11 protein-coding genes and 1 riboswitch are annotated in these 13,742 nt (G+C 42.6%); of the genes, 4 read left to right on the plus strand and 7 right to left on the minus strand.

The window, feature by feature from the left end; all coding sequences use genetic code 11:
• Positions 1 to 56: 56 nt before the first annotated feature.
• The 6 genes from MUY27_RS08275 to MUY27_RS08300 all read right to left on the minus strand — a co-directional run bounded on the left by MUY27_RS08275 (position 57) and on the right by MUY27_RS08300 (position 8,549).
• Positions 57 to 800 carry a GLPGLI family protein gene (locus MUY27_RS08275; RefSeq protein ID WP_245129533.1) on the minus strand — a complete coding sequence of 248 codons (744 nt, stop codon included), beginning with the start codon at positions 798 to 800 and terminating at the stop codon, positions 57 to 59.
• 496 nt (positions 801 to 1,296) lie between these two features.
• Positions 1,297 to 2,025 (minus strand): (Fe-S)-binding protein, encoded by a 729-nt coding sequence (locus MUY27_RS08280; RefSeq protein ID WP_245129534.1) that lies wholly within the window; start codon positions 2,023 to 2,025, stop codon positions 1,297 to 1,299.
• A gap of 7 nt (positions 2,026 to 2,032) precedes the next feature.
• The gene (locus tag MUY27_RS08285) at positions 2,033 to 3,346 is read right to left on the minus strand and encodes an MFS transporter (protein WP_245129535.1); all 1,314 of its coding nucleotides are present in this window, start codon (positions 3,344 to 3,346) and stop codon (positions 2,033 to 2,035) included.
• A gap of 135 nt (positions 3,347 to 3,481) precedes the next feature.
• Complete coding sequence (locus tag MUY27_RS08290; RefSeq protein ID WP_245129536.1) at positions 3,482 to 5,881, minus strand: ribonucleoside-diphosphate reductase subunit alpha; 2,400 nt, start codon at positions 5,879 to 5,881, stop codon at positions 3,482 to 3,484.
• 97 nt (positions 5,882 to 5,978) lie between these two features.
• Positions 5,979 to 6,947, minus strand: a complete 969-nt coding sequence (locus MUY27_RS08295; protein WP_245129537.1) for a ribonucleoside-diphosphate reductase small subunit — start codon at positions 6,945 to 6,947, stop codon at positions 5,979 to 5,981.
• 112 nt (positions 6,948 to 7,059) lie between these two features.
• Positions 7,060 to 7,204: riboswitch (cobalamin riboswitch) on the minus strand.
• A gap of 136 nt (positions 7,205 to 7,340) precedes the next feature.
• Positions 7,341 to 8,549 carry an ATP-binding protein gene (locus tag MUY27_RS08300; RefSeq protein WP_245129538.1) on the minus strand — a complete coding sequence of 403 codons (1,209 nt, stop codon included), beginning with the start codon at positions 8,547 to 8,549 and terminating at the stop codon, positions 7,341 to 7,343.
• 652 nt (positions 8,550 to 9,201) lie between these two features.
• Between MUY27_RS08300 and MUY27_RS08305 the strand changes: the two genes are divergently transcribed.
• The 4 genes from MUY27_RS08305 to MUY27_RS08320 are packed head-to-tail and all read left to right on the plus strand — an operon-like array spanning position 9,202 to position 12,878.
• Positions 9,202 to 9,876 (plus strand): response regulator transcription factor, encoded by a 675-nt coding sequence (locus tag MUY27_RS08305; protein WP_245129539.1) that lies wholly within the window; start codon positions 9,202 to 9,204, stop codon positions 9,874 to 9,876.
• Position 9,877: 1 nt separating this feature from the next.
• Complete coding sequence (locus MUY27_RS08310) at positions 9,878 to 10,303, plus strand: response regulator (protein WP_245129540.1); 426 nt, start codon at positions 9,878 to 9,880, stop codon at positions 10,301 to 10,303.
• Between the two features lie 2 nt (positions 10,304 to 10,305).
• Positions 10,306 to 11,406 carry a hybrid sensor histidine kinase/response regulator gene (locus MUY27_RS08315; RefSeq protein WP_245129541.1) on the plus strand — a complete coding sequence of 367 codons (1,101 nt, stop codon included), beginning with the start codon at positions 10,306 to 10,308 and terminating at the stop codon, positions 11,404 to 11,406.
• Positions 11,337 to 12,878 carry a sensor histidine kinase gene (locus MUY27_RS08320; RefSeq protein ID WP_245129542.1) on the plus strand — a complete coding sequence of 514 codons (1,542 nt, stop codon included), beginning with the start codon at positions 11,337 to 11,339 and terminating at the stop codon, positions 12,876 to 12,878. The genes MUY27_RS08315 and MUY27_RS08320 overlap by 70 nt, the downstream gene beginning before the upstream one ends.
• 356 nt (positions 12,879 to 13,234) lie before the next feature.
• Here the strand turns inward: MUY27_RS08320 and MUY27_RS08325 are convergent, their stop codons facing one another.
• Positions 13,235 to 13,534 carry a hypothetical protein gene (locus MUY27_RS08325; protein ID WP_245129543.1) on the minus strand — a complete coding sequence of 100 codons (300 nt, stop codon included), beginning with the start codon at positions 13,532 to 13,534 and terminating at the stop codon, positions 13,235 to 13,237.
• Positions 13,535 to 13,742: the final 208 nt, after the last annotated feature.

Below are 13,742 nucleotides of genomic sequence, written 5' to 3' on the forward strand. Positions count from 1 at the left end.
GCAAAAAAAGGCCCCATCGCGGGGCCAAAACAAACTAATTGATAAGGAGTAGAATTTTAGTTTCCGAACCTAAATGAACTGCCGCCAGACTGCTGCATTTTCTTCATCAACTCTTCCTGCTTCGCTTTATACGCTTCAGCAGTAATGGGTTTGGCGTCCTTTGGTAAGGCCAGTTCTTTATCTTTCACCTTGTAGTATTCAATAGAAGTGGCTTCCACCGTGTTTCTGTTGTTATTAACCGCAAGCACAACGCCTTCTGTCCAGTAAGGTAATAGCGGGGACGCATTAAACTTTAGATCATTAGTATACCATAGCTCGGTTACGCCGGTCTTATTTTTAATGATGGCTTTTTTGCAGTTGAAACCGATAATGGTTTTCGTCTGGTCGGTTTTTTCTACGGTATCAGCTGCCGAGCCTAATTTGCTTTCCATTAAATAGTTCTCGCCATCCAGCGGGATATATTCAAGAATCTTATTCTCTGAAAAATTGTAATAAACCTTGCGGTTAGATCCCATAGACATAATCCGGACACCGCCGGGCAGACCATTGCTAACATCTCCCCCGTCATACTTTTGATAGCGTGCGCCGTTGGCATTAAACACCAGCTCGAACTCGGTGGTCATTTTATCCGGCATGGTGAAACCACTGCCGTTAGTAGCGGTAGCACTTTGACCAGGTGCGGCTTTGATACGTAACTGAGAAACCTGTTTATAATAAATAACGCCCGAAGTTTTATCCTGGGCCTGGAGCGCATTACTGGTAAAAAGCACCAACAGTGCGCAGAAGATTTGCTTAAACATTGCTGTAAGGTTTTAATTTTCTTACCGCAAGTATATAACTAATTTCTTAGTAGAACTAATTTATTAGTTTATTTTAACTTTTTTTAACAGTTTAAAGATTTTTGTACGCCTTTGATTCAAATCTTGAGCTGAACTTTACACTTTTAAACAAAATAATCGTTATTGTAATGTCGAATAGAAGAGAAATAATTTCAAATAATGTAACAAGCCAATTGTTATGAAATTTTTCTACAATATCAATTATTATTAAAGATTCGAGCAAGGTAACTACCAAAGTAACCCAGCGCATCCAAGGATACTGTAAAGAGATGAGTAAAGTTAACACAACTCCAATTAGTAAACTTATCATTATTCCTTGAATAGAAGAATGGGTTAAGATACTTGGCATAACACCTACAGCAGTTGATATAATAGATAGAATGGTGGCTATTTTATAATACTGGTTACTACTACTATCCATTGCTATTGATTTAATTTAGTCTCACCTCGAAACCGTCTACACATTCCCCCATCCACCGGCTAAAACGTCAGCCAAGTGTATGGTCTTAATGGGCAATTGTTGTTTGTCAATATAGCTTTGCAAGTGCATCAGGCAGGAAGCATCAGTAGAGATGATGTAATCCGCTTCCATAGCTATGGCATTGTCTACTTTTTGTTGGGCCATCGCGCTGGATATCGCCTCGAATTTCACGGCGAAAGTACCACCAAAACCGCAACACGTTTCATTATCAGGCAGATCGAACAGTTCCAACCCGTGAACTTTAGAAAGCAGCTGACGCGGTTCTGCTTTGATCTTGCACTCGCGCAGCCCGGCGCAGCTATCGTGGTAAACAGCCCTGCCCTCCAGTTCGGCGCCAAAGTAATCTACCTGTAAGATATTCACCAGGAAATCAGAGAGTTCATAAATGTTACCCTGAACTGCGCGGCATTTATTATGAAGTGCGGTGTTGGTGAAAAGATCGCTGTAGTAGTTGCGTACCATCCCGGTACAAGAAGCCGACGGCGATACAATTACCCCATCCTCGCTATAATCATTCAGGAATTTGCGGCCGATCTCTTTGGCTTCATCCCAAAAACCCGCGTTGAAAGCCGGCTGTCCGCAACAAGTTTGCGCGGCATTATAAGTAACGGTACAACCCGCTTTTTCCAGCAGCTTTACGGTATTAAAAGCAGTCTCAGGAAATAACTGGTCGACAAAACAAGGGATAAACAACTCAACCTTCATCAGCAATCTAATTAACGGGCGCTAATTTGCTTATTTTTCTTTCAACCGCCAGTAAGGAAATCAAAAGAATCAGCCCGAGTATAAAATAACCACACAATGCCAGGGCAGAATTACGCATGCTGCCGGTAATTTCTTCTATGATACCAAAGCTGAACATCCCGCCCACAATGGCTAGTTTTTCTGTAACATCATAAAAACTAAAGAACGATGCGGTATCCGGAATATCCTGCGGCAGGTATTTCGAATACGTAGAACGCGATAGCGACTGGATACCACCCATTACCAGGCCAACCACCGCAGCCAGCGCATAAAATTGATTAGCATTCTGGATGAAATAAGCGGCTATACACGCCCCAATCCAGATGACTACTACACCAGATAATACTTTAATATTACCATAAATACCCGACAACCTTGACATCAAGGTAGCGCCTGCGATAGCTACTAACTGAATGATCAAGATAACTGCGATCAGGTTGGCCGTAGGGAGATTCAACACCTTGGCACCGAAACTTGCTGCCACCAGCATAATGGTTTGCACACCCATCGAGTAGCAGAAGAATGCCGGTAGAAAGCGTTTTAATAGCGGCATTTGTTTTACCTGTTTCCATACTTTACCTAACTCGATAAAGCCGCCTTTGATGATATTGTGATGATGCGGGTTTGCATTCGGGCTGCCTTTGGGTAACCTGCTGAAAGGGATATAGGCAAAGCCGATCCACCAAATACCTACCAGCAGGAAGGACAACTGCGCTGCACGTGCACCATCAATACCAAACAGTTCTGGCTTCAGCACAAACACAAAGCAAATCACTTGCAAAATTACGCTGCCGATATAGCCATAGGTAAATCCTTTTGCGCTTACCTTGTCCTGCATATCTATGGTGGCTATTTCGGGCAGATACGAGTTGTAAAAAACAAAGCCGCCACTATAACCTATCGCAGCCAGCGCAAAACAGACAATACCCATCTCCAGCGTATTCCGGGTAAAGAAAAACAACAAGCCGCAGGAAATTGAACCTAACCAGGTAAAAAACTGCATAAAGATTTTCTTGTTACCGCGATAATCCGCTATAGACGATAATATAGGCAGCAGCGCCACCATTACCAGGTAAGCTACGGCCAGCGCGTAATCCTGCAGTGCCGTGTTAACAAAGCTTTTACCGAAGAATGTTACCCTGTCGCCGCTTTGCTTGTTGGCAGTAATGGCTACGTAGTAGGCCGGAAAAACCGTTGAGGTGATCACCAGGTTATAGGCAGAGTTCGCCCAGTCGAACATGGCCCACGCGCGAAGTATTTTGGGATTGTTTTTTGCACTCATGCGGCACTAAGATAAAAATTCGCGGGCAGATTATTATCCGGTGTGATTTAACACACATCTCCCATCATGATAAAAAAAACCGCCTCATAGTTGGCTTATGAGACGGCTTCAGAAAGGAGTAGATAAAGAAGATCTTTATGAAGAACAGGTTACGCAACCTTCTTCCATGCTACAGCTTGGCCCACTGGTTGGTGTCAGTTCTATACTATCCAGGTCATTCATCTGGTTATTTGCCGGGTCGGGCTGAGGAATTACCGGTTCCATTTCCTGGCTTCCCTGTTTTTCAACCGTAAACTGTACAGCTTGCGTAGCTGCCTGGGTACGGAGGTAATACATACCTGTTTTCAAGCCTTTTTTCCAGGCGTAGAAATGCATCGAGGTAAGCTTGGCTGTGCTTGGGCTATCCACAAACAAATTCAATGATTGCGACTGGCAAATGAAAGCGCCACGGTCTGCAGCCATATCAATCAGGCTGCGTTGTTTAATTTCCCATACCGTTTTGTAAAGCTCCTTGATGTCTGCAGGTATTTCATCAATATGCTGAATGGAACCATTTGCGGCGATGATCTTGTTCTTCATGGTGTTGTTCCACAAGCCCAGGTTCACCAGGTCTTTCAGCAGGTGTTTGTTAACGATTACAAATTCGCCGCTCAATACCCTGCGGGTATAGATATTGGACGTATATGGTTCGAAACATTCGTTATTTCCGAAAATTTGCGAGGTAGAGGCTGTCGGCATAGGCGCAACCAAAAGTGAGTTCCGCACGCCATGGGTCATTACTTCTTTCCGGAGCGACTCCCAATCGTGGCGCTCGCTCGGTTTAACGTTCCATAAATCGAACTGGAATTTACCTTGCGAAAGTGGCGAACCCTTGAAGGTTTCGTAGGTGCCGTCTGTTTTGGCCAGATCTTTACTCGCTGTCATGGCAGCAAAATAGATCGTCTCGAAAATGTTTTTATTGAGCACCTTAGCCAGGTCGCTTTCGAACGGCAGGCGCAGCATAATGAATACGTCAGCCAGACCTTGTACCCCTAAACCTATCGGGCGATGACGAAGGTTTGAGTTACGCGCTTCGTCAACAGGGTAATAGTTGTAATCGATGATCTTATTCAGGTTCTTGGTTACCTCGTAAGTCACCTCGTACAGTTTCTCGAAATCAAACTGACCGTTCACCACAAAGCGTGGTAAAGCTAATGAGGCCAGGTTACAAACGGCCACCTCATTGGCATCGGTATATTCTATAATCTCGGTGCAAAGATTACTGCTTTTGATGGTACCTAAATTTTGCTGGTTGCTCTTGCTGTTTGCCGCATCTTTGTAAAGCAGATAAGGCGTACCTGTTTCTATTTGCGCGTCGATAATTGCAAACCAAAGCTCCTGCGCTTTTATGGTTTTACGTGCACGGCCTTCAGCTTCATAACGTTCATATAAGTTCTCGAATTCTTCACCGAAACACTCACTTAGTCCCGGTGCCTCATGCGGGCAGAACAAGCTCCAATCGCCGTTGGCCTCTACCCGTTTCATAAACAGGTCTGAAATCCAAAGAGCATAGAATAAATCGCGGGCGCGCATTTCTTCTTTACCGTGATTTTTACGCATTTCCAGGAAATCGAACACATCCGCATGCCATGGTTCCAGGTATACCGCAAAAGCGCCTTTGCGTTTGCCACCACCCTGATCTACGTAACGGGCAGTATCGTTAAATACCCTCAGCATCGGGATGATACCATTACTGGTGCCGTTGGTACCGCTGATATAACTTCCGGTAGCGCGTACATTGTGAATAGCCAAACCAATACCGCCTGCGCTCTGCGAAATTTTGGCTGTTTGCTTCAGGGTATCATAAATCCCGTCGATGCTATCATCTTTCATTGACAACAGGAAGCATGACGACATCTGTGGCTTAGGCGTGCCTGCATTGAACAACGTTGGCGTTGCGTGGGTGAACCAACGCTCGCTCATGAGGTTATACGTTTTAATCACGCTCTCAATATCCTGCTTATGGATACCTACCGCTACGCGCATATACATATGCTGCGGGCGTTCTGCTATTTTACCGTCAATCTTTAGCAGGTATGATTTTTCCAGTGTTTTGAAACCGAAGTAATCAAACCCAAAGTCGCGGTCATAGATAATAGAACTATCCAGTAATTCTGCATTCGTATTGATCACCTCCAACACGTCATCTGCAATCAAAGGCATCGGCCTGCCGGTCTTGCTATCGGTATAGTCATGCAGTTTACGCATAGTTTCCGAAAAGGATTTAACCGTATTTTTATGCAGGTTGCTCACCGCGATTCGGCTTGCCAGTAAGGCATAATCCGGATGCTTGGTGGTAAGCGACGCAGCAGTTTCGGCCGCGAGGTTATCCAGCTCCGTCGTAGTAACACCATCATACAATCCTTCAATTACTTTTTTGGCTACATCTATCGGATCCACCAGCGGGCTTAAGCCGTAAGCCAGTTTTTGTATCCGCGCGGTGATCTTGTCGAACTTTACGCTCTCTTTATTTCCGTTTCTTTTTATCACGAACATATACCCCTCCTTCTCCCCTAAAGGGGAGCGAATTATTTAATTATTATTTCTGCTTATTTAATTAAGTCCTCTCCTTCAGGAGAGGGTTGGGTGAGGTTTAAAAATCCTCATCCAATGAGAATGCCTGCTCCTGGTTGCCGGATAGTACACCCGCTTTCTGGTAATCGCCCACTCGTTTTTCGAAGAAGTTGGTTTTACCCTGCAGCGAGATCATTTCCATAAAATCAAACGGATTGGCAGCATTATAAAGTTTGGTGTAACCTAGTTCGCTCAACCATCGGTCGGCAACGAATTCAATGTATTGCTGCATCAGGCGGGCGTTCATACCAATCAGGTCAACCGGTAGTGCGTCTGTAATAAATTCCTTTTCGATAATAACCGCATCGCTGATGATCTGGTGTACCTGCTGCTCGCTCAGTTTATTCTTCAGCATGCCGTAAAGCAGGCAGGCAAATTCGCAATGAAGGCCCTCGTCGCGGCTGATCAGCTCATTACTGAATGTCAGTCCGGGCATTAATCCGCGTTTCTTTAACCAGAAAATAGAACAGAAACTACCGGAGAAAAAGATACCCTCTACAGCAGCAAAAGCCACCAGGCGTTCTGCAAATGATCCGTTTTCGATCCATCGCAAAGCCCATTCTGCTTTTCTGGTTACACAGGGCACCGTTTCTATGGCATGGAATAACCGATTCTTCTCAACTGCGTCTTTAATGTAAGTATCTATCAGCAGCGCGTAGGTTTCTGAATGAATATTCTCCATCATGATCTGGAACCCGTAAAAACAACGCGCTTCCGGAAGCTGAACTTCGCTCATGAAGTTTACCGCAAGGTTTTCGTTTACGATACCATCACTGGCCGCGAAAAATGCCAGGATGTGCGAGATAAAGTGCCTTTCCCCATCGTTCAGGCTGGCCCAATCTTTCAGGTCGCCGCTCAGGTCTATTTCCTCGGCGGTCCAGAAACTGGCTTCATGCTTTTTGTACATTTCCCATACACGCGGATAATTGATGGGTAGGATAACGAACCGATCCTTGTTTTCTTGCAGTAATACTTCTTCCTGTTGCATAGCAGTGTTATTAGTTTGATAAAAGCAGCAGGAATTGATAAAAGACGATGACACCATTACCGGCAAAGCGGCGGGTATAAAGGACTCTTATCAAAACCTTAGTCGTGAAAGTTTCGATAAAATAATACTGGCAGGTGTCTGGCTTATGGCGTTAGTCCATTTACAGTTGCACGTCAGCCCGTGATTTGCACACGGTTCCCTTTTCATCATAGCCAAGCCAGGCAGCTTAACTATGAACCGATATTATTAGTCAAAGAACTTGGCTCAAAGGTAAGGGAAAAAGGAACGGAAGGCCTGTTTAAGTTTTAAACAAAAGGCTGCTTTTTCCACAATGTTGTAAATCGCGACAAAGTGTATTCCGAGATTGTATTACGGACAGAGCTACCGGGCCTATCAAACCGTGTCCGGCGTGATTGGTAAGGTAACACTAAAAATACTGCCTTGCTTCAGATCGCTGGTTACAGTAATGAACCCACCGTGCAATTCAATAAATTTTTGCGCGATAAACAGTCCCATCCCGGCCCCTCTTAGGGTTGCCGCGTTCTTCCCGCGTCCGAATGGTGAGAACAAGTTTTGAAAATCTTCTCGTGGGATACCAATTCCAAAATCCTGAAAATCAATTTTTACTTCGTCGTCCATAAAAGTGATATGAACACGCGGAGGCAAACACCCTTCAGAGAACTTGTAAGAGTTGTTGATGATCCTGCTAAAGGCCATCTTTATCAGTTCGATGTCTGCAACAATTGAACGTTCCTCACCAAACGTTTCCACCGCTGTATATTTTCCGGCAGTAATATATTCAGAAGAGGTTATTTCATTTAAAAGACTAACAATACTCAACTGTTCCAGCCGTAATTCAAAACTATCTGATTGTATTTTACTGGCCGTATAAATATCGGTAAGAAGCGAATCGATATAATCTACCTCTTCTTTAATATGCCCGAGATACTTGCTGATCTTCGGGTGCTTACTAGTTTCACCTAACGACAATTCGGTCAGTTCCGCACTGCTTCTGATGGTTGTTAACGGTGTGCGGAATTCGTGAGAAGTAAGGCTGATGAAGTTTGATTTAAGATCATTAAATTCCTTTTCCTTCTTCAGCGCGTTAAGTATCCTTGTTTCTCCTTCTTTAAGCTTATCTTTCTGTTGTTCAACGGTTACCAGTAATTCTGTTAAAGTTTCATTTTCTACTTCCATCCGTTTCAGCACCATTAATAAGTCTATGACGGAATCGTGTTTGGCAAAGTTTTTTAGATTTAAGCCGAGCTCATTCATCTGATCGACCGATTTCATCCACGGCGATCCGGCAAAAATCACTTCGTCGGTAGGTTCAAGGTATTCAAATTGCCCCCGTAGTAAAAATGATTTGCGGGTTAAGGATCGTAAAACGAAAAATTGGTTATCAGCGGTACGCAGTGCCTTGAAAGAAACCCGAAACGTAGTTGGGCGCCAGATTTCGAATTGCGAAAGAAAGGCTGAATATTTCAGATTCGGGATTAGTTGACTATAGGATTCACCGGCTTCTGCAATAGACAAATCATTTTTCAACAGCAGAAAAAAAGGAAACAGCCGATTGAACGAGTCTGGAGTGAATCTAAGCATGAACCCGGTAAATTAGAAAAACAACTTTACTTGATCGCCCGTTCATGCTATTCGGCATTGCATAGCCCTGTACTTTAGTATGGGTATGTGCATTATTTAAGGAAACAATAAAAGGCATTTCCATATCAACCCATCAGAGCACAATTGCTCAACTTTACCTTTTTTGTATAAGTTTCAGGCATTTTACAAAGTGATAAAAACAATCCGCTGATGCATTGTTTCATGTCCCTCTTTTAAATAAAAATGTGGGGCTATAACTTGCCCAATAATTAATTTCTATAAACAGTTGTGGATCAGTACATACGCAAGATTTCAATCTTAAATCCATATCACATGTAACCGCAATCAAGTCAAATTTATTAAGTTCGTGCCAATAAAAACATACCTTAAATAAGGTATTATATACCTGCTTTAAGGTATATCAACATCTGCATCTGCTGTCGATCTTTACAGAAGAGGCAAAACGTGTTCATGCACGAACGATTGTGTAATGCATCTATTAATCAACCTGAAATTATCGCTGTTTTTATTTAGTTCAAAACATAAAAATATAGTTATTAAGAATAAATATTAACTATCTATAAAATTTAACAGATATACTACCGGCTTGATTTACAGGTATTAATTAGCTAACTGATAATTAATTATATCTTTGAAACCCCTAATTAACCACTCATTGATCAAGATAGGTCTTATTGAGGATGATCCCTCTTTACGCCGGAACTATGAAGAATTTTTTCATAACGAACCCGGTTTTACCGTGTTATTTGCCACAAGTGATCTGCAGAAACTAAAGTATCTTAATGTTGATGAATCCCCCAACGTCATCCTGCTTGATCTTTTACTTCCTTCCGGCAACAGCGTGTACCAGATTTCCCGTCTGAAGAAAGATTTCCCGCAAACCAAAATCGTGATACTATCTGGTATGGAGGAACCTGCACTTACCAAACTTGCGATGACAAAAGGCGCGAGCGGCTTCCTGTTAAAGGCGAGCAGCCTGCAGTTTATCAAAGATGCTATTGTAAACATGAGAGACAGCGGACTTGCGGTATCGCCCCAAGCCGCCAACCATCTGTTTAGCGCTGCAGGGCAATTAACAAAACGCGAATTCCCCGAACTGACGCTGCGAGAGAAACAACTGGCCGAAGTGCTTGCTTCTGGTGTATCACACAAGGAAGCCGGGGATATCCTTGGCATCAGCGCGCTTACTGTTAACCAGCACTTAAAAAGTATTTACAAGAAGTTACGAATAAATTCTAAGCTCGAACTGGTAGCGAGATTCAGAAATAACGGACCTGCACTTGAACCCGAAGAATCGCAAAGCTGATATGAGACTTAGATTTTTAATTGTTGAAGATGATTTGCTGAACTGTAAGGTCTACAAATTAATTCTTAAAGATGAAATGCTGGATTTAGACTTTGCTTATGATGGCGAACAAGGTATTAACCTGTTTACCGGCAATAACTATGATCTGGTTTTATTAGACATGAACCTCCCCTTGCTTACTGGCCTCGAAGTAGCCAAATATATCCGTGATCTTGAGCTGAAAGAATCAAAACCCAAGGTACCCATCATAGCTGTTAGCGCAGATACTTCTGCCGGCATGAAGCAAAAAGCTTACGATTGCGGTGTTAACGAGTACCTGAATAAACCTGTTGGCAGGTACGACCTTATTAAGCGGGTAAAGCTATACATCAATGACCCTCGATTATTCCCTGTTAAAACTAACCATCAATTCAGATCTGAAAATTAGCCATGCCTGTAGTTCTATTAATTGAAGATGAAAGGATTATCCGTGAAAATACACAGGAAATGCTCGAAGCAAATGGTTACCGGTGCATTACCGCGGCAGATGGGCGGGTTGGGTTGGAGATTGCAAAGAAACAGGGGCCGGATCTGATTGTCTGCGACGTGATGCTACCATACCTGTCTGGCTTTGAGGTTAAAGAACAACTCAACGAGGTAAGAAATCGTAAAGATATCCCCTTTATTTATCTTACCGCAAAATCTGAACGTGAAGATCTGCGCCGGGGGATGGACCTGGGTGCCGCAGATTACATTACCAAGCCATTTAAAATTAACGAGTTACTAAAATCTATCGACCGGCGGCTGTTTGAAAAGAAAGCACTGGAAGAAAAGGTAAATGACCAGGTGACTGATATGCTGGCTAACTTCGTGCAAATTGCACGGCATGAATGCAACACACCGCTGAACGCAATCATCAATTTATCTGAATTCATCGGCGAATCCGGGCAGGATACGGCCGAATGCGTAGAGGAACTTGCCAAATGCATCAATATGTCTGGTAAGCGGTTATCTAAAACCTTAAACAACCTGATCGAAGTAATCAGCATTAAACACTACCATAACGAAGATATTTCTTGTTATAAACATTTTGATCTTACGCACACCGTAGAACGTGTGGTATCTGAACAGGCAGAAGCTTTTGACAGGCTATCTGACGTTGAATTTGAACTGGTTAAGATCTACTGCGATACTATTCTTGAAGAAGACTTTCAGAACATGGTTACAGAGTTGGTGAATAATTCCTTTAAATATTCACTTCCTAATTCAAAGATCCATATCACCCTAAAAGAAGCAGGCGAGCAAAGAAATATAGAGCTTACTGTTTCCAACTGGGCTAAGGTAAGAACTGTTTTCTCGACTGAAGATATCCGGCCTTTTAAACAATTTAAACGACAGGTTTTTGAACAACAAGGAAGCGGGCTTGGCCTGTACCTGGTTAAACTAATCTGCCAGCGCTACAATGGCACCTTGGAAATTAAATGTTCAGAAACCGGGTATTTCACGGCAACAACAATCTTCAACCGCCATCAAGATGGGATAAGGCAATGACGCAACAAGAGGAAAACAACCTTTCTTATGATACCTGCCGTAACCTGATTGATAACATTGATGAAATCATTTTTCAAACAGACACGGAAGGTAAATGGCTGTTTCTGAATAAGCGCTGGACGAGTATCTTAGGGTACGAAGTAAAGGATTCAATAGGTCAACCTTTTTTAAAATACGTTTATCAGCCGGACATAAAGCATCATTATCAACTGCATCGTTCTGGTGCTCATAGTAAAATCAACTATAATGGATTTGAGATCAGGTACGTAGCCAAAAACGGTGAACTGGTCTGGATGAAAGTACATGCCATTAACCAACAAGATGAGCGTGGAAACATTATCGGAATAACCGGAACGTTGCGCGATATCACCGCCTATAAAAAAACCCAGGAATTAGTAGAACTGGTATCAAATAATATCTGTGACCTGGTATGTTTGCATGACAGGTATACCAATTTTCAATATGTTTCTCCCTCTATAACTTCTATTGCCGGTTATTTACCCGCGGAGTTGTTAAATAAAAATCCATATAGTTATTTCCACCCGGAGGATATTGAGAAATACCACGAACACCAGCAGCAAATTACCAATAATCCTGAACTTCGCGAACACTATGTTACTTATCGTTTCAGGGCTAAAAGTGGGCAATACCGTTGGTTTGAAACTAATACCAAGCCCATCTGGAACGAGGCGCAGGAACTAAGCGGATACGTCACCACCTCGCGGCTGATCAATTTGCGAAAAGAGGCGGAAGACCAAGCCATTTTAACCTTACAAAGAGAACGTGAACTTAATCAGAAAAAGTCGCGTTTTGTAAATTTTGTCTCGCACGAATTCCGCACGCCGCTGGCCAGTATTTCTTCAAGTATAGAATTGATGGAGATGTACGTAGATAGAAATGGAACCGATCATAAGGCACTAAAGCGGCACCTGCGAAATGTAATGAGCGAGGTTGACCGCATCAGTTTACTTATTGAAGAAGTGTTAATAGTGGGAAAGATAGAATCTGATGGCTTCGACTGCAAAAGGGAACCAGTTTCTATAGAAGATATGGTTGCCTCTGTAATAGAAGTGATCGAAAAAGTTCAGGTTGATAACCGGAAAGCAGAGCTGAAAATAAACGGTCCTCCGACACTAACAATGGCCGATCCCATGCTACTCAGGCATGCGGTGAGTAACCTGGTTTCCAACGCGTTCAAATATTCGTATGATAAACCGCCCCCTATAGTCGAAATTAATTTTGAGCAAAAAGAAGCGGTAATTAAAGTAATCGATTCTGGGATAGGGATTCCCCTGAGAGATCAGAAAAATATATTTAAACCATTTTTCCGGTCAGAAAATGCGCGTTCCATCAATGGTACCGGCCTGGGTATGTTCATCACCAAATACTTCATAGATCTTCAGGGTGGTAAGCTAACGTTTAAAAGCAGCGATAAGGGATCTGAATTTACGATCCGTCTTAATTATGTATAATACTGCTACGCGAACTAATTCTAATTTCTCTAAAATTCAATTATTCTTCAGAACAAGCAAGCTATGTAAAAACGGCGCCTCAGTACCGGCATTTCACGGTCTTCGGCGCCGTAAGGTTTTTTAGAGGTTACCCCTCTTGTCGTCAGTGATTGAACGATTTGGTCAGAAGCGTCGAAAATGCCTTATAGTTTCAGCTTATCAATGTAGCCCCTTAAGCATACAAATGACAATGTTCACTATATCCATTAGTCACCGATTTTGTTCAAAAAACCCTAAATGAACAATTATTTAAACCTCTTACCTGGATTATAGGAGTTAGATGTTCCAGGACAAATCCGGAATCGCTCCGGAAGCTATTACAGAAGAACGACTTTGATTACCTGCTTTTTAAAGGTTTTCTTTTTATCCGGTGATAAAAAGGTATTGCGGATTACACCTGTCAGTGATGCTGCCTCGGTGCAAGAAAAAGTACCCTGGCCGATAACGATCTTTTTGTCCTCTAATACGATATGACCACGTTTCCATACCAGCGCAGTATGCTTATCGCTCATTAATGCATAAAAAATACACGGAACGGTATCAAGAACTGGTGCTGCCTTTACACCGGCACTATTACCTACACCGCTTTTCACCGGCTTTGCAGTATGATGTGCCATTCCTGGTCGGGTGATTGAGAGGCAACTAACAAAAACTAAAACGGGGATTACATACTTTGTAAATGTGTTTTTCATTTCCTATCTGTTTTTTAGTTTAATCAATACTGTAAATCTCCTTTAAATATCAGGGCAAGTAAATACCTTAAACAGGGCAGGAATAAATTTTCAAGCAAATAAGTACAAATCTTAAGATTGAAGAGACATTAGA

This window comes from Mucilaginibacter straminoryzae (genome assembly GCF_022953055.1).
Lineage (GTDB): Bacteria > Bacteroidota > Bacteroidia > Sphingobacteriales > Sphingobacteriaceae > Mucilaginibacter > Mucilaginibacter straminoryzae.

Excerpts from the sequence above, each read along its gene's own strand:
- MUY27_RS08275 (WP_245129533.1), bottom strand. The coding sequence starts at position 800 with ATGTTTAAGCAAATCTTCTGCGCACTGTTGGTGCTTTTTACCAGTAAT.
- MUY27_RS08280 (WP_245129534.1), bottom strand. The coding sequence starts at position 2,025 with ATGAAGGTTGAGTTGTTTATCCCTTGTTTTGTCGACCAGTTATTTCCT.
- MUY27_RS08285 (WP_245129535.1), bottom strand. The coding sequence starts at position 3,346 with ATGAGTGCAAAAAACAATCCCAAAATACTTCGCGCGTGGGCCATGTTC.
- MUY27_RS08290 (WP_245129536.1), bottom strand. The coding sequence starts at position 5,881 with ATGTTCGTGATAAAAAGAAACGGAAATAAAGAGAGCGTAAAGTTCGAC.
- MUY27_RS08295 (WP_245129537.1), bottom strand. The coding sequence starts at position 6,947 with ATGCAACAGGAAGAAGTATTACTGCAAGAAAACAAGGATCGGTTCGTT.
- MUY27_RS08300 (WP_245129538.1), bottom strand. The coding sequence starts at position 8,549 with ATGCTTAGATTCACTCCAGACTCGTTCAATCGGCTGTTTCCTTTTTTT.
- MUY27_RS08310 (WP_245129540.1), top strand. The coding sequence starts at position 9,878 with ATGAGACTTAGATTTTTAATTGTTGAAGATGATTTGCTGAACTGTAAG.
- MUY27_RS08315 (WP_245129541.1), top strand. The coding sequence starts at position 10,306 with ATGCCTGTAGTTCTATTAATTGAAGATGAAAGGATTATCCGTGAAAAT.
- MUY27_RS08320 (WP_245129542.1), top strand. The coding sequence starts at position 11,337 with ATGTTCAGAAACCGGGTATTTCACGGCAACAACAATCTTCAACCGCCA.
- MUY27_RS08325 (WP_245129543.1), bottom strand. The coding sequence starts at position 13,534 with ATGGCACATCATACTGCAAAGCCGGTGAAAAGCGGTGTAGGTAATAGT.